General features: G+C 65.5%; 22 protein-coding genes and 1 riboswitch. Of the genes, 10 read left to right on the forward strand and 12 right to left on the reverse strand.

Annotated elements, in window-relative coordinates:
• Nucleotides 1-226: 226 nt before the first annotated feature.
• A complete protein-coding gene (locus tag K2O51_RS01180) occupies nt 227-598 on the reverse strand; it encodes a hypothetical protein (RefSeq protein ID WP_011300155.1) in 372 nt (123 codons plus the stop codon).
• A gap of 282 nt (nt 599-880) precedes the next feature.
• Between K2O51_RS01180 and K2O51_RS01185 the strand changes: the two genes are divergently transcribed.
• On the forward strand, nt 881-1291 hold the full coding sequence (locus tag K2O51_RS01185; protein WP_220630381.1) for an RT0821/Lpp0805 family surface protein: 411 nt from the start codon (nt 881-883) through the stop codon (nt 1289-1291).
• 15 nt (nt 1292-1306) lie between these two features.
• Here K2O51_RS01185 and K2O51_RS01190 read toward each other — a convergent pair whose 3' ends face one another.
• Nucleotides 1307-1867 carry a surface-adhesin E family protein gene (locus tag K2O51_RS01190; RefSeq protein ID WP_220630382.1) on the reverse strand — a complete coding sequence of 187 codons (561 nt, stop codon included), beginning with the start codon at nt 1865-1867 and terminating at the stop codon, nt 1307-1309.
• Nucleotides 1868-1948: 81 nt separating this feature from the next.
• Complete coding sequence (ribB, locus tag K2O51_RS01195; protein ID WP_011300152.1) at nt 1949-2620, reverse strand: 3,4-dihydroxy-2-butanone-4-phosphate synthase; 672 nt, start codon at nt 2618-2620, stop codon at nt 1949-1951.
• Nucleotides 2621-2793: 173 nt separating this feature from the next.
• A riboswitch (FMN riboswitch) is annotated at nt 2794-2957 on the reverse strand.
• A 243-nt stretch (nt 2958-3200) separates the two neighbouring features.
• On the opposite strand from ribB, the gene K2O51_RS01200 reads away from it, so the two are divergent.
• Nucleotides 3201-3779 carry an acyloxyacyl hydrolase gene (locus tag K2O51_RS01200; RefSeq protein WP_235679787.1) on the forward strand — a complete coding sequence of 193 codons (579 nt, stop codon included), beginning with the start codon at nt 3201-3203 and terminating at the stop codon, nt 3777-3779.
• Here K2O51_RS01200 and K2O51_RS01205 read toward each other — a convergent pair.
• Complete coding sequence (locus K2O51_RS01205; RefSeq protein WP_011300150.1) at nt 3767-4651, reverse strand: helix-turn-helix domain-containing protein; 885 nt, start codon at nt 4649-4651, stop codon at nt 3767-3769. The two genes, K2O51_RS01200 and K2O51_RS01205, sit on opposite strands and share 13 nt — an antisense overlap.
• A gap of 167 nt (nt 4652-4818) precedes the next feature.
• Here K2O51_RS01205 and K2O51_RS01210 point away from each other — a divergent pair, with 167 nt between their 5' ends.
• The 3 genes from K2O51_RS01210 (at nt 4819) to K2O51_RS01220 (ending at nt 7982) form a co-directional block, all read left to right on the forward strand.
• Nucleotides 4819-6132 carry a hemolysin family protein gene (locus K2O51_RS01210; RefSeq protein WP_011300149.1) on the forward strand — a complete coding sequence of 438 codons (1314 nt, stop codon included), beginning with the start codon at nt 4819-4821 and terminating at the stop codon, nt 6130-6132.
• A 265-nt stretch (nt 6133-6397) separates the two neighbouring features.
• Entirely contained in the window at nt 6398-7720 is a 1323-nt protein-coding gene (locus K2O51_RS01215) for a bifunctional diguanylate cyclase/phosphodiesterase (RefSeq protein ID WP_245001820.1), read from the forward strand.
• 130 nt (nt 7721-7850) lie between these two features.
• The gene (locus K2O51_RS01220; RefSeq protein WP_041680161.1) at nt 7851-7982 is read left to right on the forward strand and encodes an entericidin A/B family lipoprotein; all 132 of its coding nucleotides are present in this window, start codon (nt 7851-7853) and stop codon (nt 7980-7982) included.
• 89 nt (nt 7983-8071) lie between these two features.
• Here the strand turns inward: K2O51_RS01220 and K2O51_RS01225 are convergent, their stop codons facing one another.
• The 3 genes from K2O51_RS01225 to K2O51_RS01235 are packed head-to-tail and all read right to left on the reverse strand — an operon-like array spanning nt 8072 to nt 10970.
• Entirely contained in the window at nt 8072-8713 is a 642-nt protein-coding gene (locus K2O51_RS01225; RefSeq protein ID WP_011300147.1) for a bifunctional 4-hydroxy-2-oxoglutarate aldolase/2-dehydro-3-deoxy-phosphogluconate aldolase, read from the reverse strand.
• A gap of 40 nt (nt 8714-8753) precedes the next feature.
• Nucleotides 8754-9689 carry a sugar kinase gene (locus K2O51_RS01230; protein ID WP_011300146.1) on the reverse strand — a complete coding sequence of 312 codons (936 nt, stop codon included), beginning with the start codon at nt 9687-9689 and terminating at the stop codon, nt 8754-8756.
• Nucleotides 9690-9701: 12 nt separating this feature from the next.
• Nucleotides 9702-10970: an amino acid deaminase gene (locus K2O51_RS01235; RefSeq protein WP_011300145.1), complete on the reverse strand. Its 1269-nt coding sequence runs from the start codon at nt 10968-10970 to the stop codon at nt 9702-9704.
• Between the two features lie 195 nt (nt 10971-11165).
• On the opposite strand from K2O51_RS01235, the gene K2O51_RS01240 reads away from it, so the two are divergent.
• The 5 genes from K2O51_RS01240 (at nt 11166) to K2O51_RS01260 (ending at nt 16787) form a co-directional block, all read left to right on the forward strand.
• Nucleotides 11166-12086, forward strand: coding sequence for a MurR/RpiR family transcriptional regulator (locus tag K2O51_RS01240; protein ID WP_011300144.1), 921 nt, complete (start codon nt 11166-11168; stop codon nt 12084-12086).
• A gap of 3 nt (nt 12087-12089) precedes the next feature.
• Entirely contained in the window at nt 12090-13553 is a 1464-nt protein-coding gene (locus tag K2O51_RS01245; RefSeq protein WP_011300143.1) for an N-acyl-D-amino-acid deacylase family protein, read from the forward strand.
• A 40-nt stretch (nt 13554-13593) separates the two neighbouring features.
• Nucleotides 13594-13986, forward strand: a complete 393-nt coding sequence (locus K2O51_RS01250; RefSeq protein WP_011300142.1) for a RidA family protein — start codon at nt 13594-13596, stop codon at nt 13984-13986.
• Nucleotides 13987-14128: 142 nt separating this feature from the next.
• A complete protein-coding gene (locus K2O51_RS01255; RefSeq protein ID WP_011300141.1) occupies nt 14129-15490 on the forward strand; it encodes a GntP family permease in 1362 nt (453 codons plus the stop codon).
• A gap of 121 nt (nt 15491-15611) precedes the next feature.
• Complete coding sequence (locus tag K2O51_RS01260; RefSeq protein WP_011300140.1) at nt 15612-16787, forward strand: ABC transporter substrate-binding protein; 1176 nt, start codon at nt 15612-15614, stop codon at nt 16785-16787.
• Between the two features lie 34 nt (nt 16788-16821).
• Here K2O51_RS01260 and K2O51_RS01265 read toward each other — a convergent pair whose 3' ends face one another.
• From K2O51_RS01265 to K2O51_RS01285, 5 genes are read right to left on the reverse strand one after another with little or no spacing between them, the layout of a single operon-like run.
• Nucleotides 16822-17778, reverse strand: coding sequence for a phosphatidate cytidylyltransferase (locus tag K2O51_RS01265; protein ID WP_220630384.1), 957 nt, complete (start codon nt 17776-17778; stop codon nt 16822-16824).
• 4 nt (nt 17779-17782) lie between these two features.
• The gene (locus K2O51_RS01270; RefSeq protein ID WP_011300138.1) at nt 17783-18418 is read right to left on the reverse strand and encodes a lysophospholipid acyltransferase family protein; all 636 of its coding nucleotides are present in this window, start codon (nt 18416-18418) and stop codon (nt 17783-17785) included.
• A 7-nt stretch (nt 18419-18425) separates the two neighbouring features.
• Nucleotides 18426-18872, reverse strand: a complete 447-nt coding sequence (locus K2O51_RS01275) for a hypothetical protein (RefSeq protein WP_011300137.1) — start codon at nt 18870-18872, stop codon at nt 18426-18428.
• A complete protein-coding gene (locus K2O51_RS01280) occupies nt 18862-20256 on the reverse strand; it encodes a phosphatase PAP2/dual specificity phosphatase family protein (RefSeq protein WP_011300136.1) in 1395 nt (464 codons plus the stop codon). The genes K2O51_RS01275 and K2O51_RS01280 overlap by 11 nt, the downstream gene beginning before the upstream one ends.
• Nucleotides 20256-22031: a bifunctional alpha/beta hydrolase/class I SAM-dependent methyltransferase gene (locus K2O51_RS01285; RefSeq protein ID WP_011300135.1), complete on the reverse strand. Its 1776-nt coding sequence runs from the start codon at nt 22029-22031 to the stop codon at nt 20256-20258. The genes K2O51_RS01280 and K2O51_RS01285 overlap by 1 nt, the downstream gene beginning before the upstream one ends.
• Between the last annotated feature and the right edge of the window lie 7 nt (nt 22032-22038).

The following is a 22038-nucleotide window of genomic DNA, read 5'->3' on the forward strand; positions in this document are numbered from 1 at the left end:
GCGAAAAAACCGAGCCTGCTGGCCCGGTGTCGCTGGATTGCGATATGCGACAAACCTTAACAATTCGAGACCGCGAAGTCACGTTTCGATCACGCAAGGTTTGAAACAAAATGAAACCCACGCCGCCGCAAAGGCGCTTTATACCTTTGCAGCGGACGCCTGTGTCGACGCGCGGCCACGTCACGACACAGTTCGCGCGCCTAGGGTCCCGGCTGGCGACGAAACGCTATTGCTTCGCCCCGTCGGTATAGGTGTCGAATTTGCCTTGCTTCGCCCCGTCGGTATAGGTATCGAATTTGCCGGCCTTCGCACCATCCGTGTACGGATCAGACTTGCCGACGCGCTGAGCACCCTGGATCGGCTCAAGCTGATCGGTGCGCGCACCCGGGGCCAACGACGTCATATTGTCGGACTTGGCGCCTTCGGTATAGGGATCAAATTTGCCTGTCTTGGCACCGTCGGTATAGGTGTCGAACTTGCCGGCCTTCGCACCATCCGTATAGGGATCGAACTTGCCGCCCTTGGCGGGCGACTGGGCGTGCACGACGCCGAATGCGGCGGCGAGCGCCAGGCCGAGGGTAAGGTGGCGCAGCTTCATGGGGACTCCTCTCGCGGTGATTTCGCGTTGTGCCCCGCTGCCTGTCGATGCGGATGGCGTTGCGGCAAGCATCAGTGGCCAATCAACGCTAGGCCAGTGCAAATCGCCTGTCAACCGCACCATGACGCATGCGACGCGAAAGGCGCCGTCCGTGGCCAGTCGCACCAGGGTGGAGTCCGGAAACCCCTCCCCTTCCTCTTTGTGAATCGGGTTCTTACAATGCACTTGCCTGCGGCGGCTGACCGCCGCTTTCAAAGTACCACGTACCGAAAAGGATTCATCATGCTGTCTCGGCAAGCCCGACGCCTCTCTACCGTTGCCCTGGCCAGCGCATTGAGTGCCACGCTGATGTTCGCCGTGACCACTCCCGCCCGGGCATATTTCGACAGTTACCTGTCCGGCACCATCATTGGCAAGATGAGCAAGGATGAAGCCGCGTCTTTCGCAAAGTCCGTCCGCAAGGCGCTGAACGATACCGCGGACGGTCAATCGGTTTCGTGGGAGTTTCCGGCCACCGGCAAGCGCCTGCCGGTGGGTGGCACGCTGACGCCGGTCACCACCAAGACCGACCAGGGACAGTCGTGCCGCCGCCTCAAGACCGACCTCAAGCGCGGCAGCGCCGAGGAGCACTGGAGCGGCTGGTTCTGCAAGCAGAAGGACGGCCAGTGGAAATCACGGCAAGTCGCTGATTGACGGTCTGCTGCCGCCTCAGCGGCACAGCCTCCGGAGTAGCTCGGCGGCCACCGAGCCGCTGGCCGCCGGGTGGAAGCGCGACAACTGCGGCGAGCGGATGGTGTAAAGCGCCTCGCCCTTTCCGAAGCGCTTCGTGTAGAGCGTCTGCTCGACCACGGCGACCATCGACGAGGCGCAGTTGAGCACCATGCGCTTCAGCGATGACCGGATCGGTTCACCGCTCGTGGTACGGATCACGCCCGACGGCGCATTGCGCATGACGACCACACCGACTTCGGGTCCCGCACGCTTGACGGCGACCTGATCGAAATACGAAATCACGCCGTTGGCACCCATAAGCGGAAGCCAACGCTGCGGGTCCGGCGCCGCGGGATCGGGCGCGGCAAGCACCGCGCACCCTTCGCGCGGCGTGGAGCGGAAAACGGTAGTACCCGACGGTTGCTGGCACTCGTACAGCCCTGCGGCAGCGGCAGCGGCAGGCCGATTGTCGAAGCCAGCTACGGGTTCGGCGTGAGCGGCCACGCTAATGGCGCAGCCGTAGAGTACAGCGGCGCATCGAAATATGCGGAAAAGCATTGAATCGCCCTCGAATTGACGGGAAAAAGCGAGCCGCATTGTCGCATAGGCAGCCGCACTTGCCGACCCGAGCAGCACAATTCAGCCGTGGATTTCGCGCCACGCCACGAGATCGGCGATGGTCAGGATCGGCAGACGGTACATCTCGGCAAACGACAACGCTTCCGGACGGCGCGCCATGGTGCCGTCGGGATTCATCAGCTCGCAAAGCACCGCGGCCGGCGACAGTCCGGCCATCCGCGCGAGTTCGACCGAACCTTCGGTGTGCCCCCGGCGCACCAGCACCCCGCCGTCGACCGCGACCAGCGGGAACACATGCCCGGGGCTGACGACAGCATCGGTGCCCGCATCCTTCGCAATCGCCGCACGGATTGTGGTGATGCGGTCCACCGCGCTCACGCCAGTGGTCACACCCTCGCGCGCTTCGATCGATACGGTGAACGCCGTTCCATACTGGCTGCGGTTGTTTTCCACCATGGGACGCAGGCCGAGCTGGCGCACCTTGTCGGTCGTCAGGCACAGGCACACGATGCCGCTGCATTCGCGGATCATCATCGCCATGTTGGATGGCGTCAGGCATTCCGCGGCCAGGATAAGGTCGGCTTCGTTTTCGCGGTCGTCATCGTCGAGCAGCACGACGGGACGCCCTTCACGCATGGCATCGAGTGCTTGCGCGATACGCAGGGCTAACGGGCGCTCGTCGGCATCGGCTGCGAGCGTGATGGAATCGGATTCGTGGGAAAGGCTTGGCATGAAACGCTCCTTGCTAGCTGATCAGTGGGCGTTTCAGGGGAGGATCAACGAAAGCGCGCAGGCAACCGCACGAGCGCATTGCATGAAGGCGCAACACCGTACGCCGGACGTCGATGTCCGACCGCGGCGAGCGGCATCCATGCCCTGCAACCGAGGTTGCCAGGCAAGCTTCCGCCCATCTTCTTTCATCCGGACTATGACCGTCGGCCCTGGCATCGCACCAGGTCTGCTGACCCTGCACGGCATGTGCAGGCGCTCGCGGGCTCGCTGCATCGTACGGAAACGCACGCTGCGGCATACCGCCGGTGGGGAGTTTCACCCCGCCCTGAAGACGTAACGGTGCCGGCAACTCGCGCAAATCCCTCGACGGGCCACGTGCGAAAAGTGCCGGCCGGCGGATCTTAGCACGCGTGTTCGATTTTCTTAGCGCGCAAGGTGGCCCGTCGTGTACTACAACTAGTTCAGGTGTGATGAAAAAGGGACTGAGCACGCCCCCGGAGCCCGCCCTCCTAAAACAACGAGCCAACCTGCTATGCGACCGATGCCCGAAGACCGGCCTGGCTGTTCCGCCCAACGAACCATGCGCCGCAAGCGATGCCGGGGCATGGGCATCCGGCAGGCTGCACTGGCCACGGTGCTGTCTGCCGCGACCTTCGGACCCAGCCTGGCTCAGGCGGCCCCGCCGATTCCCGCCGTCCAGATTGGCTATGGCATCGACACCAGCCACGATATTCAGAAAGTGGACGTGGCATTCCTGTGGGACTCGGGCTATGCCTGGGGCAACCCGGAAGGCTGGTTGCTCGACCTGCAATGGGAGGTAAATGTTGCGCGCTGGCACAGCACCAGCAGCAACAACCCCCGCAATCCGTGGGAGTTTGGCGCCTCTCCGGTGGTAAGGCTGGCCTGGAGGCGCTACAGCTGGGTGCCTTTCCTGGAATTGTCCGTGGGCGTGCGGCTGATCAGCGAAACCCGAACCTCCGACGACCACAACTATTCGACCGCCTTCCAGTTCTCGGACATGGCAGGCCTGGGCGTGGCGTTTGGCAAGGCACAGCAATTCACCGTGGGCTATCGCTACCAGCACATCTCGAATGCCGGCATCAAGCAACCTAACCCGGGCACGGCCTTCAGTACCGTGTACGTGCGTTACCGCTTCTGAGGAGCCGGAGAAGGATCGTGCGCCAGCGCCTCGAAGACCTCGCGCGTGGCATCGTCGGCCGGGAAGAAGCACTCGATGCGCATTTCCTGCAGGGTAACGTCCTGTGGAATGCCGAGTGTGGTGATGGTGGAAAACAGCGAGGCGCGGAACGCACCGGCGCGCAGCGTGACCGGCAGCACCGGCGGCGGCGGACCGTCCGTCGCCTCGTCATCGGGCAACAGCACGCCGCCGGCCCCCACCATGTCGGGATGCCAGACTGCAATCCGCGCGAAGATCTCCCGCGCGATCTCATCGTTCGCCTGAACCTGGAGTTCCTGCCAGACACGCCTCAGCAGGTAGCGGCCGACCTGCCGCGCGTTCTCGATCACAGGCCACAAGCCATTAGGATCAAACACCGTCAGCATCAGGTTGATGCGACCGCCGCCGTCTCCAAGTGCGACGGGCACGCGGCCATCATCAAGCAGCACTTCGAGCATGCGGCGGTAGGCGGCGTTGGCGTCGACAAGATTCCAGAAACGGTCGAGCACCACCGCCGGGAACGGCTCCTGCTTGGCAAGGATCAGCGAAATGGCCTGCTGCACCATCTGCAAAGGCGGAGACACCAGCTTGTACTCGCTGTAAGCCGGCGCAAAGCCACCCGCCAGCAGCATGCGGTTGCGCTGGCGCAGCGGTACGCCGAGCCGTTCGGCCAGCGCCAGCACCATCTCGCGGCTTGGCCGGGAACGGCCGGACTCGAGAAAGCTGATGTGCCGCTGCGACACGCCCGCCGCCAGCGACAGCGCGAGCTGGCTGTAGCCGCGCCTGCCGCGCCAGTAGCGCAGCAGGTCGGGAAAATCGAGAGCGGTCTCGGAGCCGGGCGTCAGGGTTTCCATGTGACGTATTACAGCATGTGCCGCGCAGGCGTGCGACTACCTGAGAGGTAATGACGCGCATTCACGTTACCTCAGTTTGCGCCCTATTCTGCACACCACGACAAGGTGTAACAGGCGAATGGTATGCTTGATCTTTTAACCCCCGCGCGCAAAGGGCGCGCACCCTGATGGAAATTGCCATACTGCTGGCGCTGATTCTGCTCAACGGTCTGTTCGCCATGTCCGAGATCGCGCTGGTCACCGCACGCCGGGCCCGGCTGCAGCGCCAGGTGGAAGAAGGCGACCGCGGAGCCATTGAAGCCATCAAGCTTGGCGAAGACCCGACGCGGTTCCTGTCGACCGTTCAGATCGGGATCACCTCGATCGGCGTGCTCAACGGCGTAGTGGGCGAATCGACCCTGGCACAACCGCTGGGCGTGTGGCTTCAGGGGCTTGGGCTGCCGCAGACCACGGCCGGCTATGTGGCAACAGCCATCGTAGTGGCCGGCCTGACCTATTTCTCGATCGTGCTGGGCGAACTGGTGCCCAAGCGCCTGGGCCAGATGGCGCCGGAGACCATCGCCCGGCTGGCGGCGCGCCCGATCTCCTGGCTCGCCGTGGCCAGCACGCCGTTCGTCAAGTTGCTGTCGGGATCCACGCGTCTGGTGCTGCGCCTACTCGGCGTCAACACAAACCGCGGCCCCGGCGTGACCGAAGAAGAAATTCACGCGCTGCTGGTCGAGGGCTCCGAGGCCGGCATCATCGAGCAGCACGAGCACACCATGGTGCGCAACGTGTTCCGCCTCGATGACCGGCAACTCGCTTCGCTGATGGTGCCGCGCGGAGACGTGGTGTATCTCGACGTGGAAGTGCCGCTGGATGAGAACCTCAAGCGTATCGAGGAATCGGATCATTCCCGCTTTCCGGTCGTGCGTGGCGGCATGCATGACATCGTCGGCGTGGTGAGCGCGCGCCAGTTGCTGGCCCGCCGCCTGCGCGGCGAAGAAGCCGACCTGATGGCCGCGGTGCAGCCGGCGGTGTTCGTGCCGGAGAGCGTCACGGGCATGGAGCTGCTGGAAAACTTCCGCGGCTCGGGCGGCCAGATCGCCTTCGTCATCGACGAGTACGGCGAAGTGCTGGGCCTGGTCACGCTGCAGGACCTGATCGAAGCCATCACCGGCGAGTTCAAGCCGGACAGCGCGGACGAGGAATGGGCCATCCAGCGCGAAGACGGCTCCTGGCTGCTCGACGGCCTGATCCCGATTCCCGAACTGAAGGATCGCATCGGCCTGCGCCAGGTCCCCGAGGAAGAGAAAGAGCGCTATCACACGCTCTCCGGCATGCTCCTGCTGCTGCTTGGCCGGTTGCCCCAGACCGCGGACAGTGTCCAGTGGGGAGACTGGCGCTTCGAGATCCTTGATATGGACGGCAAGCGCATCGATAAGGTCCTGGCCTCGCGGGTAGCGGCATCGGAAGGACCAGAAGACGAAACCACGGGCTGATTCCGGCACCGCCCTTCGTCGTCTTTCCCGCGCATCGGCAATTCGGGCGGCTGTCAAGGCCGGCGTACCGCGCACCGGCTCGATGCCGACGGCGCTCTCCTGCCGCCCTGCCTGCCGTATGATCGTAGTTGCGCCACATCGGACACCGCGATACTGCCTGCACGGCAACGTGCAATCGCAGTGGCAAAATACGATCACAACGACAGAACGGGGAAGTGTGGACAGTAGCCGGCATCTTGCCGGCCTTGCCTGCAAGAGAGATTGCATGCACCAAGACGACGCCGACGACAGCGCCGGTCAACGTGCCGGAAACGCATATGACATGGTCCAGCCGGCCGCCTTCGTGGCCGCGCTGGGGAATTGCCGCGCCACTTTCGCTGGCGCACCGTTGGTCATCCTCGTCATTCGACTGGACCGCTTTGCCAGCGCGTGCGAATCCGCGGGCCCCCGGCGGGCTGCGCATCTGCGCCAACTCGTCCAGGCGCGGCTCGCGCGATTGCTGCTGCCGGAAGCGCGCATGTACTGGCTCGGGCCCGCGGACCTGGCGGTGGTGACGCCATTGCCGGCGGCGACGCAAGACCCGGCACGGCTCGGACAACGCATGGCCGACGAGCTGGGCCGACCCTTCACGCTGGACGGCTTCGAGCTGTTCCTGTCCTGCAGCATCGGCATGTCGCTCGACCATCCCGACGTGGCCGCCGAACGCAGCCTGCAGCACGCGTTTGACGCCATGCTGCGGATCTGCCGCCAAGGCGGCGACGGGTTGGCCAGCGCCATGCGTGCCGGCACGCCCGCCGCGGACCAGATGCTCGCCGCGCTGCCCCAGGCGCTTGAGCGCGGCGAACTGAGCTTGCACCTCCAGCCGCGCGCCGATTTCGCCGGCGCCCGCATCAGCGGCTATTCGGTCCGCCTGCGCTGGCGCCATCCCGCGCTCGGGCGGGTTGCGCCGCAGGACTTCCTGCCCGCGCTCGAAGGCTTGGGCCTGATGGGCCCGGTCGGCAACTGGCTGCTCGGCAGCCTGGCGCCGCTGGCACGCGCAGCCGAAGATGTCGGGCCGCTGCAGTTCACCCTGCTGGCATCGAGTGCGCAGCTGCATCAGCTTGAAATGGTCGATGCGCTTGCGCGAACGCTTGATGCTGGTGCCGTCGCGCCGGAGCGGCTCTGCATCGAAGTGCCCTCCACCAACCTGCCGGACGACCCGGAACTGATCGGAAGTTTCGAAGCCTTGCGCCAGCGCGGCCTGCAACTGTCGCTCAGCGACTTCGACGGCCGGCCGGAAAGCCTGGAGACCTTTGCCTGGTTGCGTCCCGACCGGGTCACGCTGGACGTGCGCAGCCTCGGGCATGCCGACCAGCCCGCCAACGCCGCGGCAGAGCTGCGCGACGCGTGCACGGTGGCGCGCAAGGCGGGCGTCATGGTTTGTGCGAAGGGCGTGGAAACGCGCAAGCAGCTGGAACAGGTGCATGCCTGGGGGTGCCACAGCATCCAGGGCTACCTGCTGGCGCAGCCATTCCCGGCCAACTGGCTCGCGCAGACGCACTGGGCCATCCAGCAGCGCGCGCGGGAACTGCTCGGGCCGGCGGGATGACGCCAGCGGCGAGCGTCCATGCGCCTCCCAGCCCAGTACGATTTACAAATTGCGACACATCACACGTGATGCGCACGGCCACTGGCGGTAAAATCTGCCGCGAAATGACCATGACTGAAAGGAGCCCGGCGTGAAGAAAGGTTGGATCTGGTGCGTACTGTTCGCGACCTTGCTGGCTGGCTGCAATACCATGGCCGGACTCGGCCAGGATATCCAGCGCGGCGGCCAGAAACTGGAAGGTGCGGCGGATCGCCACAAGTAAGCGGTACGCCCCGGCATCCGGGGCACAGCGCATCCCTGGCAAAACGGCACGCATGGCGTGCCGTTTTGCATTCCGGGCTATGCGGAGGCTCAGCCCCGGCGCAATGCCGCAGCGTCTTCCGCGAGCTTGCGGATGCGGCCCCAGTCGCCGGCAGCAACGGCGTCCTTCGGCACCACCCATGAACCGCCCACGCACACCACATTGGGCAAGGCGAGATAGCTCGGTGCCAGCGCTGCATCAATACCTCCGGTGGGGCAGAAACGCAGTTGCGCCAGCGGCCCGTACAGCGACTTGAGCATCGGCACGCCGCCGGCGGCCTGGGCCGGGAAGAACTTCAGGAAGGTGAAACCGGACTCCAGGGCGGCCATGGCCTCGCTGGCCGTGGCCACGCCCGGCAGCAGCGAGATGCCTGCATCCTGCGCACCAGCGGCCAGCGTCGGTGTCAGGCCCGGAGATACGGCGAACTGCGCGCCGGCATCGCGCACGGCGTGGAGCTGTTCCACGGTCAGCACCGTACCGGCGCCCACGCAGGCGCCCGGAATCTTGGCGGCCACGGCGCGCATGGCATCCATGGCGACCGGCGTGCGCAGCGTGATTTCGAGCAGCGGCAGGCCGCCGGCCACCAGCGCTTCGCTGACATGCAGCGCTTCGTCGACGGAACCGAATTCCAGCACAGGAATGACTGGCACATTGGCCAGCCGCGCGAGCAGCGGGGAAGGTTGAAGTTGCATGGCAGTCAGGTTCGTTGCGGACAAGGAAGTGTGGATCTGATCAGGCAATCACGGACACCGACTGCGCCAGCCTGGCGAGCACGGTCTCCGCGGAAGGAATCGGCGCCACCGCACCGTAGCCGGTGGTAGACAGCGCCGCGGCCACGTTGGCATAGCGTGCCGCCTCGAACGGATCGGCACCCGCAGCCAGCCGCGCGATGAAGCTGCCGCCGAAGCAGTCGCCGGCACCCGTGGCATCCACCGGCTTGACGGCAAACGGCTGCACCAGCGTGCGCGACTCCGGCGTGGCGACGTAGGCGCCCTCCTCGCCAAGCTTCAGCGCGACCAGGCCAATGCCACAGCCGAGCAGATAATCGACGATGGCATCGCGGTCGTCGAGTCCCGTCAGCACAGTAATGTCATCCCAGCTCGGCAGGCACACGTCGGTCAGCGAAAACGCCTCGCGCATGATGCCGCGCGCGCGCGCCAGCGACCACAGCCGCAGCCGCAGGTTGGTATCGAGCGACACCTTGGTGCCAGCCTTGCGCGCATGCTCCATCGCGGCCAGGCCCGCATCGCAGGCACTCGTGCTGATGGCCAGGCTGATGCCCGACAGATGCAGGAAGCTCGCCTGCGCAATAGCGCCCAGCGGCAGGTGTTCGTGTTGGTAGCGGCTCGCGGCAGAACCTTCGCGCAGGTAATCGAAGCGGTGGCCATGGTTGTCATGGCTCACGAAATACACGCCGGTCGGCGCCACCGGATCGACGCGCACGTGGCGCGTGTCCACACGCTCGCGCGTCCATAGCGCCATCAGGCGTTCGCCGAAGCTATCGGCGCCCACCGCGCTGATGTAGCCAGTGGTAGCGCTCTGCCGTGCCGCGGCAATGCAGAAGTTCGAGGTGTCGCCGCCAAAGCCCTGCAGGTAGCGGGTCGGGTCGTCGGGCTGCTGGTTGAATTCCACCAGCGGCTCGCCGTAGGCCAGGATGTCGATGCTCATGGCGGGCTCTTCTCAGAAGAAGGTCTGGACAATGTCGATGACGCGCATGTCGCCGTCGAGCACGGGAATATGCCGCCACTTGTCGAACGTCAGGCACGGGTGCGAGATGTCGAACGCGATCATGTCGCCGACCCGGATATCGTCGCCCGCGCGGATCTGCAGGTACGCGTGCTGGTCCATCATGCCGGTGACCTCCCAGTGCGCGGGCACGGCGAGCGGGGCATCGCTGCCTGGACGGTAGATTGCCGCGGGAGTCGGCATGCCTGCGTCGAACGCCGCGTCGCGCTTGCCCATGCCGATGATCGCGCGCTCAGGCTCCGGCACGGACTGCACGTACGCCCACAGCTGCAACGCCGGCAGCAGGCCTTCGCGCATCTTCTGTGCTACCGGGTTGCTCGCGAGGATGCGCTCCTGCGCGGCCTTGTAGATGCCAACGTCATGGGTCAGGTAGCAGCCAGGACGCAGCACGATCTCGATCGGCGTGCCAATCTCGGTGCGCGCAAACTCTTCGGCCACCACGTCGTACCACGCCGAACCGGCGCCCGACATGACCACCGGACTGCGGCCAAAACGGCCCTCTTGCGCGATCTCGCGCGTCACGGCAACCGTGCGCTGCAGGAATCGCCGGATATCGGCCTCTTCCTTCAGCACGCCTTCATAGATCTCCACGCCGGCCAGCGACAACGCGTCGGGCCAGCGCGCCAGTGCCGCCAGCACGTCCGCCTGCTGCGCGGCATCGCGCACGCCGGTGCGGCCGCCCTCCACGCCTAGTTCCAGCAGCACTTGCAGCTTCTGGCCACGCTCGCGAAAGTACGCGCCAAGCTGGTCCACGAGGTCCGCGGAGTCCACCAGGCTGAAGAATTCGAAGCCGGGATCGCGCAGCAGGTCCGCAATGATTTCCATATTACGGCGGCCCACGAGCTGGTTGGCCATCAGCACGCGGCGCACGCCGTGCGCGTAGGCCGCTGCCGTCTGGTGCGCCGTCGCGAGCGTAATGCCCCACGCACCCGCGCCAAGCTGGCGCGCAAACAACTTGGGCGCCATGGTCGTCTTGCCATGCGGCGCAAGCTGCACACCGTACTCGCCCATAAAGCGGTTCATCCATTCCAGGTTATGCGCCAGACGGTCTTCATAAAGCACTGCGGCCGGCAAGCTGAGTTCTTCGCGCAGCAGGTTCCAGCCCGTCTGGCCAGCATTTTCGGGGGCAATCGGCGCCTCCAGTCGGCCCAGCGCCTTGTTGAGCGGATCGATCGTGCCGGCTTGGTACTTTATTTCACGCATGCCTGTCATCACCCTGAAAAAATCTGATTGACGTAATGATATCCCTGAAATTACGATATTTCATCCTTTGTTATAAAGTAACACGCCGATCCACCGAGCGACAACCGGATGCGATCAGCGCCCCGCTGCGGCAACGCGACAGGGCCGGCATTACCAGTTATAGCCCTTCGCCAGCCCACGGACCCTCCCTCAGCCATGACCGCGCCTTTCGATATCCTGACCCGCATCGCCGAGCGCGGCCCCGCGTTGCGCCTGGCCGAGCAGAAAGTGGCGCAGGTGGTACTGGAAGACCTGGCCGGCGCAGCAGCAGCCAGCATCAATGAACTGGCGCGCAAGGCCGGCGTGAGCGAAGCGAGCGTGACGCGCTTTGCCAAGGCCATCGGCTGCCGCGACGTGCGCGACCTCAAGCTGCGGTTAGCGCAAGCGACTGCGGTTGGCATGCGCTTCCTTGACCCCGATGGCGTGCCGGCACCCGCCGATGCCCCCGCCACCGTGGCGGACCGCATCCATGCCGACGTGCTCACCGCGCTCGAGGTCAATCGCAAGCTCATCGACACCGACCGCATGGAACAGGCTGCGCGCCTGTTGCTCGGCGCACGCATGGTCTACGCTTTTGGCATGGGCGGCGGCTCGTCGATCATGGCCGACGAAGCGCGCCACCGCCTGGCGCGTCTGGGGCAACCCGTGGCCAGCTACCAGGACGGGCTGCTGCAGAAGATGGTGGCCGCGACGCTCAGCCGCGACGACGTGGTGCTCGCGTTTTCGGCCAGCGGCAGCGTGCCGGAGATGCTGGCGAGCTGCGATATCGCGCGCGAATACGGCGCGAAGCTGGTGGCCGTGACCGCGCTCGGTTCGCCGCTGGCTGCGCGTGCCGACGTGCTGCTGCCGGTGCGCACGCTCGAGACCGACTTCATTTTCAAGCCGTCGGCCTCGCGCTACGCGATGCTGCTGGTGCTCGATGTCCTGGCCACGCAATGCGCGCTGCTGCAGCAGGACCAGAGCAAGGAACGGCTGCGCCGCCTGAAATATGTGCTCGACGCCCACCGCGGTCCCGCTGGTGAGCGCGGCCCGGACAGCGGCGCCGGCCCGGACGGCCGCCAGCCGCTGGGAGACTGACCTATGCCACACCTGTTTGATACCCTGATCCGCTGCGTCATGCTGATCGACGGCTCGGGCGCCGCGGCGCGCATGGCCGACGTGGCGCTGCGCGATGGCCGCATCGCATCCATCGACGACGCCGGCGCCATCGACGCCGACTCCGCCGCGCACGTGGTCGAAGGCCACGGGCTGGTGCTCTCCCCCGGCTTCATCGACGTGCACACGCACGACGACACCAACGTGGTCCGCCAGCCAGAGATGACGCCCAAGCTGTCGCAGGGCGTGACTACGGTGATCGTCGGCAACTGCGGCATCAGCGCCGCGCCAGTGGTGCTCTCAGGCGATCCGCCCGATCCGATGAACCTGCTCGGGCATGCGGATGCGTTCCGCTACCCGGATTTCCGCTCCTACGTTCAAGCCGTCGACGCTGCCCAGCCATCCGTCAACGTCGCGGCACTCGTGGGACATACCGCACTGCGCAGCAACCACATGGACCGGTTCGACCGCGCCGCCACGCCGGCCGAAATCGCCGCCATGCGCGCGCAGCTCGAAGAGGCGCTGCAGCACGGCGCGCTGGGCCTGTCCACCGGGCTGGCCTACGCGAATGCGTTCAGCGCGCCGACGGAGGAAGTGCTGGCGCTGGCCGAGCCCCTCGCGCATGCGGGCGCGCTCTACGCCACGCACCTGCGCAGCGAATTTGCGGAGATCCTCGACGCGATGGACGAGGCCTTCCGCATCGGCCGCCATGCGCGCGTGCCGGTCGTGATCTCGCACCTGAAATGCGCCGGCGTCCCCAACTGGGGCCGCAGCACCGAAGTGCTTGACGCGCTCGACGCCGCGCAGCGCTGGCAACCGGTCGGCTGCGACTGCTACCCGTACACCGCGAGTTCCTCCACGCTGGACCTCAAGCAGGTCACCAGCGACTTCGACATCATGGTGACGTGGTCCGAAGGCGCGCCCGAGATGGGCGGCCGCCTGTTGGCCGAAATCGCCGCCGAATGGCAGGTCGACCTGCACGAGGCCGCCCGGCGGCTGATGCCGGCCGGCGCCGTGTACCACTGCATGGAAGACGCCGACGTCGACCGCATTCTGAGCCACCCCGCCACCGTGGTCGGCTCCGACGGCCTGCCCAACGACCCGCTGCCGCACCCGCGCCTGTGGGGCGCGTTCCCGCGCGTGCTCGGCCACTATGCGCGCGACCGTGAGCTGTTCCCGCTCGCCGTGGCCGTCAACAAGATGACCGGCATGTCGGCCGAGCGCTTCGGCCTGACCGAGCGCGGCTTCGTGCGCGAAGGCTATTGGGCCGACCTGGTGCTGTTCGATGCCAACACCATTCGTGACGCGGCCAGCTTCACCGATCCGATGCAACCGGCCGAAGGTATTGCCGCGGTCTGGGTCAACGGCGAGCTGTCGTGGCAGCAGCGACAGCCCACCGGCGTGCGCGCCGGCCGGTTCCTGCCGCGCGGCGCCCAGCCCGCGGCGTGACTTCTCTCTCTTCTTGTTTCACCCGATTTCAGGAGCATTTATGGATATCAAACGATTCGGCGTAGAAGGCGGCACCGGCCAGGGCGGCCAGCACATGCCGTTTGCCCGCGCAGTGGCCGCAGACGGCTGGCTCTACGTGTCCGGCCAGGTGCCGATGGTCAATGGCGAACTGGTCGACGGCGGCATCGTGCCGCAAACGCACCAGGCCATCAAAAACGTGCTGGCCATCCTGGCCGAAGCCGGCTACGGCCCCGAGCACGTGGTGCGTTGCGGGGTCTGGCTGGACGACGCGCGCGACTTTGCCTCGTTCAACAAGATCTTCAAGGAATACTTCGGCGCCAACCCGCCAGCCCGCGCCTGCGTGCAGTCCAGCATGGTGGTGGACTGCAAGGTCGAAGTGGACTGCATCGCGTACAAGAAGCCGGCAGCGTGAGCCAGTTGCCTGCTGATTGCCTTATTGCCTGACTGTCTGACTGTCTGATTGCGCTTTCCCCGCCCGCGACCCGGGCGGGACATGAACTGAACTACAAACATTGCCGCCACAAGCGGCCTTTTTTTCCACTCAAGGAGACAACATGGGTGCCGTCACCGGAACCACACTGTTGGTGTACGCGCTGATCGCCGTGATCGCCCTGGTCATACTGATCGCGCGCTTCAAGCTCAACCCCTTCATCACCCTGGTCGTCGTCTCTGTGCTGCTCGGCTTCGCCGTGGGCATGCCCATGGGCGACATCATCAAGTCGTTCGAAGCCGGCGTAGGCGGCACGCTCGGGCATATTGCCCTGGTGGTGGGCCTCGGCACCATGCTCGGCAAGATGATGGCGGAATCGGGCGGCGCCGAGCGCATCGCCCGCACGCTGATCGATTTCTTCGGCGAGAAGAACGTGCACTGGGCCATGGTGACCATCGCCTTCATCGTCGGCCTGCCGGTCTTCTTTGAAGTCGGCTTCGTGCTGCTGGTGCCGATCGCCTTCAACGTGGCCAAGCGCACCGGCACGTCGATGGTGCTGGTCGGCATTCCGATGGTGGCGGGCCTGTCCGTCGTGCATGGCCTGATTCCCCCGCACCCGGCAGCGCTGCTCGCGGTCACCGCCTATGGCGCCGACATCGGCCGCACCATCATGTACGCGCTGATCGTCGGCATTCCGACCGCGGCCATTGCCGGCCCGCTGTTCGCGAAACTGATGGACCGCTACGTCAAGCTGCCCGATGTCAACCCGCTGGCCGCGCAGTTCACCGAGGAAGACGAGAAGGTCAAGGAATCGCACGACCTGCCGGGCTTCGGCATCACGGTGTTCACGATCCTGCTGCCGGTGCTGCTGATGCTGATCGGCAGCTGGGCCGACCTGTTCACGACGCCCAAGACCTTTGCCAACGACTTCCTCAAGCTGATCGGCAACTCGGTCATGGCGCTGCTGATCGCCGCGCTGGTCAGCTTCTACACCTTTGGCAAAGCGCGCGGCTTCAATCGCGACGCGATCCTGAAGTTCACCAACGAGTGCGTGGCGCCTACAGCCATCATCACGCTCGTGGTCGGCGCCGGCGGCGGCTTTGGCCGCATCCTGCGCGATTCCGGCATTTCCAACGCCATCGTCGACGTTGCCACGAACGCGCACGTGTCCGTGTTGGTGCTCGGCTGGCTGGTTGCAGTAATGATCCGCATCGCGACCGGCTCCGCCACCGTGGCCATGACCACGGCCGCCGGCATCGTCGCACCGATCGCGGCCAGCGTGCCGGGGACGCGCCCCGAACTGCTGGTGCTGACCACCGGCGCGGGCTCGCTGATCTTGTCGCACGTGAATGACGGCGGCTTCTGGCTGGTCAAGGAGTACTTCAACATGACCGTGACCCAGACCTTCAAGACCTGGTCGGTCTGCGAAACCCTCATCTCGGTGGTAGCGCTGCTGCTCACGCTGGCACTGGCCACTGTCGTCTGACCTGCGCTGAGCCGGCCAGGGCCCCCGTGTCAATCGGGATTGCCTTGGCCCGGGCACCCTCCTACACTCCCTCCTCGATGCGGCCGCAAGTGCCGCACAGGTCCTATCGAGGAGATAATCCATGACCTTCACGCTGTTGCAGCGCGCCATCGTTGCCTGCGGCGCCCTTGCCCTGTTGTCGGCCGCGGCACACGCCGCCGATCCCATCAAGATAGGCCTGATCGCCCCGTTCTCCGGCAGCTTCGCCGATTACGGCAAGCAGATGGAAGCCGGCGTCAAGGCTTACCAGTCGCTGCATGGCGACACCGTGGCCGGGCGCAAGGTGCAGGTCATCATGAAGGACACCACGGGCCCGGTACCGGATGTGGCCAAGCGTCTCGCGCAGGAGCTGGTGGTACGCGACAAGGTCGACATCCTGGCGGGCTTCGGCCTGACGCCGGAAGCGCTCGCCGTTGCCCCGGTCGCCGAGCAGGCGAAGAAAGCGATGGTGATCTTCAATGCCGCTTCGTCGGTCATCACCACCAAGTCGAACTACATTGCGCGCGTGTCGATGACGCTGCCGCAGATTTCGGCACCCATGGCCACTTGGGCCGTGAAAAACAATGTGCGCAAGGTGGTCACGCTGGTGGCCGACTACGCGCCCGGCATCGATGCCGAGACCGCGTTCAAGACCAACTTCATCGGCGGCGGCGGGCAAATCATCGAATCGATCCGCGTGCCGCTGCGCAACCCGGAGTTCGCACCGTTCATCCAGCGCATCAAGGACGCCAAGCCTGAGGCCGTGTTCCTGTTCCTGCCGGCCGGCGAACAGGGCGTCGCCTTCATGAAGGGCTTCCGCGAGCGCGGGCTGGCCGAGGCCGGCATCCGCGTGATCGCCACGGGTGACCTGACCGACGACCACGTGCTGCCCGCCATGGGCGATTCGACGCTGGGCGTGATCACGTCGTTCCACTACTCGATGGCGCACGATTCGCGTGAGAACAAGGCCTTCCTGAGCGCCTATTCCGCAGCCAACCCCGGTGCCGGCCGCCCGAACTTCATGACGGTAGCCGCCTATGACGGCATGGCCGCCATCTACGAAGCGCTGAAGAAGACCAATGGCGCCACCGATGGCGACAAGATCATCGGCGCGCTCAAGGGCATGAAGATCATGAGCCCGCGCGGGCCGATCATGATCGATCCGGCCACGCGCGACGTCATCCAGACCGTCTACATCCGCAAGGTGGAAAAACGCGGCAGCGAACTCTACAACATCGAGTTCGACAAGTTCGCCGACGTGAAGGATTCCGGCAAGTAAGCCGCTCGCCGCCCCGTTTCCGGACTGGCACCGCTCACGGTACCCACCAGTAGCGCGTGAGATGGAAGAACACCGGGGCGGCGAAGACCACCGAATCGAGCCGATCCAGCATGCCGCCATGGCCCTGGATCATGTGGCCCCAGTCCTTGATGCCGCGGTCGCGCTTGATCGCCGACATCACCAGCCCACCGAAAAAGCCCATCAGCGCGATGACGAGCGCGATCGCCCCGGCCATCCACGGTGAGCCGTAAGGCGTGATCCACCACAGCGAAGCGCCGAGCGCCGTCGCGCTCGCCACGCCGCCGACGAAGCCTTCCACCGTCTTGGACGGCGACAGCAACGGCGCGATCTTGCGTTTGCCGAACAACTTGCCCCACACGTACTGCAACACATCGCTGCCCTGCACGACGATTACCAGGAAGGCGATCAGCAGCAGGTTGCGGTCCTCATAGCCGGGAATCGGCAGGGTCAGCAGCGCCGGCACGTGCGAGATGCAGAACACGCAGATCATCACCGCCCACTGCACGCCCGCACACCGCTCAAGGAAGCGTGTGGTTTCCGATGACAGCGCGGACAGGATCGGCAGGATCAGGAATGCATAGACCGGGATGAAGATCGAAAAGAGCCCATACCAGCCGATATAGACCAGGATGTACTGACACGGCAGGAAGACGAAGAACGCGGCGACCATCGCGCGATGGTCGCCGCGGCGGGTCGTGGTGATCGTGATGAACTCACGCAGCGCGTAGAACGACAGCAGGCCGAACAGCACGATGATCGCGGTACGCCCCATCGCGAACGCAATGCCGAGGACGGCCACCATCCACCACCAAGCCGATACCCGCGCGGCCAGGTTGTCGATCACTGCGTGCGGCGCGCCGCCCGCCACGCGCCAGCGCAGCAGCGCGGTCATCAGCGATGACAGCAACAGCACGCACAGTACCCCGCCGAACAGCACGCGGGTGTCGTGGATTGCCTGAATACTCGACATGGTTTCACTCCAGCGCCGGCGCCAGCGCAAGCAGTTGCTCGCGGCAGCGGGACAGGAAGGATTCTTTCAGCTCCTCGGGTTGCAGCCGCAGCGGCGTGCCGAAGGTCACGGTACAAAGGAGCGGAACCGGGATAACCTCGCCCTTCGGCATCACGCGGTTGAGGTTGTCGATCCAAACTGGGACGAATTCGATATCCGGGCATGCGCGCGCCAGATGGAAAACGCCGCTCTTGAACGGCAGAAGCGGATCGTCGGTCGTGTTGCGAGTGCCTTCCGGGAAGATAATCAGCGAGGCACCGCCCTGCAGCGCCTGCTCCATCTGAGCAATCGGGTCCGGTCCTGCGCCATCCCGGCCGGCAGTGCGGTCGATCAGCAACGCGCGGAAGACATCGCGACCGATAAACCGCCGCATCGGCGAGGCCTCCCAGTAATCCGCACCGGCCACGGGCCGCGTCGCCGCACGCAGGTCCGGCGGCAGGCAGCCCCAGATCAGCACGAAATCGCCGTGGCTGCTGTGGTTGGCAAAGTAGACGCGCTGTATGGCCTCCGGCAGGCAACCGTTCCAGCGCGCCTGCATGCCCGTAAGCATCTGCGCGAACAGGATGATGGCGCGAGCCACCAGTCGTGAAAGCCAGGTCATGTGGAAATCATTTCAGTAGCAGCAACAGGAGCGCCAGCACCAACTGCGCAAACGTCAGGGCGCCAGCGAGCTTAAGGAAGCGCAGTGCGCCGCGCGAACGCTCGACCACCGAGCGGCCCTTACGCCCCGGCGCCAGCCAACCGAAAACGGAAAGCGCCTGATCGAGTGCGTCGAGTTCCGCCGCATCTCCTGACTCAGCCAGGGCGTCGAACAGTCGACGGTCCAGTTCGACACGAGCCAGCAGCCAGAGCTCGGCCGCACCCACGACCGCCGCCACCAAACCGAGAATCAGGTACACCAGCGAAGCCGGAGCAAAGTACCCGGCAAGCAGGAGGTTGACCATTGCCAGAACCAGCCCGGCACCATTGAGCCGGGCGGCAGCGTGCATGGCGCCGGCGGCAATGCGCGCCACCCAGGCATCGCTGGCGGGAAGTGGATGAGCTTCAGTCGGCATGGGCGGCTCCTTGCGGATCGGCAACGGAGGCTTGCAGGTAGTGCGCCAATGCATCGACGCTTTGCGGCCCGAGCACCACGGCGGGACGGCTTTGCCGCAACAGCGCCAGCACCTGCTGCGGGTCGCGCAAACGTGCATGCAAGCCCAGCCACGCAGCCGCGATCAGCGCGCTGCGCGAGTAGCCAAGGGCGCAGCTGACCAGCACCGTGCGCCCGTCCTGCTGCCAGCGTTCGATGACCTCGACACCGGCGCGAATCTGCGTTTGCGATGGCACGGTCAAATCCAGCACGGGAACGCAGCGGTAGAGCACGCCCGTCACGAGCCGCGGCAGTTCCGCGGTCAGGTCGAGCACGGCATCCGCGCCGGACTCGCGCAGTTCGACTTCGGCGGGGAGGCGACCGATCCAGACGCCATCGGTGAGCCGGCTGACGGCGGGCTGGCGCCGTGTCCACCAGCGCGAGTTGGCGAAAGCGCCGAGCAGATACGGCCACAGCACCCACCACGCCGCCATGGACAGGGTTCCGTCAGCACGCTTCTGAAACGCGCCCGGCTTGCCGGCACGGTAAATCATGGCAACGCAGCCCAGCGAGATAGCCGCCGACGTCAGCAGGAAAGCAGCCAAGACGGAAACGGACACAACCGCGACGCATGCCAGCCCCAGCAGTCCCGCCGCCAATGCGTAGCTCCGCGCAAGCCTGGGATCAGGCGTGCTTGCATCCGGTCCAACCGCCGGCCTCGGGAGCGCCATGGGAAAAGCAAACACGCATAACCACCCGACCAGCCAGCCCGTCGGAATATCGATGAAATGATGCTGGTACGTCGTCAGGACGGAGACGCCGATCAGTGCAAACCAGATATGCAACAACCAACGCCACACGCCGCGCAGATGCGCGGCATACGCGACCCAGAGAATCACCAGCAGGCTGATATGGAGCGACGGCGCCTGGTTGAAGGGCTTGTCGAAGCCGCCAAGCAGCGTGAAAAGCTGCCCCGGCAGCCCCTCCGCGGGGGGACGCGCAAATGCAAAGCGCAGTGGAAACGCGATAAAGCATGCAACGGAGATAACCTGCGCCGCCAGCAAGCGCTTCACGTGGGCAAGCAGGTCCGCGCGGGTCGCCCACAGGAAAAACGAGATGCCATACAACAGGTCGATCGACCAGTACGGCACGATGGACCACGGCACGAACGGAATGCCGCGCTCCCAGCCGAAGTGGAAATACGGCACGTCTGCACGCTGGCTGGCCAGCCAGTTCGCCAGGCCGTAGGAGGAAAAGAATAGCGCACCCATGATGGCGAGCAGCCCCAGAGCCAGCCGCCATGGCCGGCCCGGTGCCGGATTCCCACCCAGCGTGGCAGAGCCATACGCTGCGCCGTCGCGCTGCATCAGGCGCCCTCGCCTTTCCGGCGCGCCAGGCTGACCGTGAAGATGCCCCACGGGTCGATGCGCTGCGCGAGCTTTTCGAAACCGGCGTGGCGCACGAGTTCATCCATCTCGGCCTGCGAGCGGCGGCGCATGACCCACGCGGATCCGGCACGGTGGCTGGTTAGCGCGCGTGCGATGAACTCGAGTTGCGGATGCCACGGCTGTCCCGTATAGACCAGATAGCCGCCGGGACGCACCGCCTGTGCCAGTCCGCGCAGCGAGCATCCGACCATCTCGTTGTCCCCGAACAGTTCATAGAGCCCGGAAACGATGGCCAGCGTCGGCGCCGGATTCAGCGCGGCAAGGCTGTCGCCATCGAACGCATCGCCCTTTTCGAAGCGCGCGATCGGATCGAGGCCCTTGCGGCGGATCAGGTTCCGTCCCTGCTCGACATTGAGGTCGCTGTAGTCACGCAGCAGGATGCTCTCCACCGCGTTGCCGTCGATGTTGCCGCTTTGCGAGGTCAGCGCCTCCAGCACATAACGCCCGTGGCCGGCGGCAATATCCACGATGCGCACCGGCTCGCCCATGGCCTGCAGGCGGCGAATGGCCTCGCCGATCAGTTCCTCGACATGCAGCTTGCGCTGCCGGATGCCACGCCAGCCAATCGCGTCCAGGTAGTTGCGGTCGACCGCCTGGCCAATGCCGAAGCGGCCCGTCGCCTTGTTGCGATAGACGTAGTCGAGCGTCGAACCCGAATCAAAACCGGTCTGGTGGCCGAGCCGTACGCCTTCGGACAACATGCCGCCAAAGCGCAGCCCTCCACGCACCATGCCCCAATACAGGCCCGCAGGACTGCCAGCGGACAGCGGCACGGCGAGCCGGTCGGCCTCGTCCTTGAAAGGCCCCCGCCGGTCGGCGCCCAGCAGCGACACCGGCTCCGACGGTGTATCGAACTCGCGAACGATGAAACGCCGCGCGGCGGCCACGGCGGATGCGCGATCGCGTTCGCCAAGCGTGTCGTGGTAGAAACCATCGAGCACGATGCGCTCCTTCACGCGCGCCCCCAGCCGATCGAAGAACGCGTCCTGCGGACCACGATGCACGACCCAGTCCGCGCCGGAAATCAGCAGTTGCGTGGGAACCGTAATCGCCGCTGCATCGGCCACGATGCGCTCGCCGGCATCGTAGAGATCGAGCAGCATATTGACCGCGATTGGCCGAGTAATGAGCGGATCAGCGTTGTAGCTGGCCACGCGCTGCGGATCGTGTGTCAGGAATTTCGCCTTGACGTAGCTGTTGACGAAGAACTTGCCGCGCATCTGCTGCATCAGCTTCAGGCCGGGCCGCGCGAATGGCACGTAGAGCTTGACCTTGAACGCCGGTGACGCCACGACCAGACAGCGGATGCGCGGCGCATAGTCGTGCACCCAGGTCGCAGCAAGCACGGCACCGACGCTTTGCGCCACCACGGCAATGCGATCCACGCCGATACCATGCATGGTCGCGATATGGTCGACGAAGGTCTGGATATCGCGCACCGAACAGGCGAGTCCCGGGCTGTAGCCACGCTCGCCGGGCGAGCGCCCGTGGCCGCGTGCATCCCACGCGAAGAAGGCATGGTCAGGCAAGTCCAACTCGTCCACAAGATGCGCAACGCGCCCGGAATGTTCATGTCCGCGGTGGAACAGCAGCACGGCACCGCGTGGCTGACGACTCGCAGCCGGCCAGTGCCGGTAGAACAGTTCCTGCCCGTCATGGGTGGCAAACGAGGACTCGATCGGCGTACGTTCCACGCAGTGC

It is taken from the genome of Cupriavidus pinatubonensis, assembly GCF_019602855.1.
GTDB classification, from domain to species: Bacteria; Pseudomonadota; Gammaproteobacteria; order Burkholderiales; family Burkholderiaceae; genus Cupriavidus; species Cupriavidus pinatubonensis.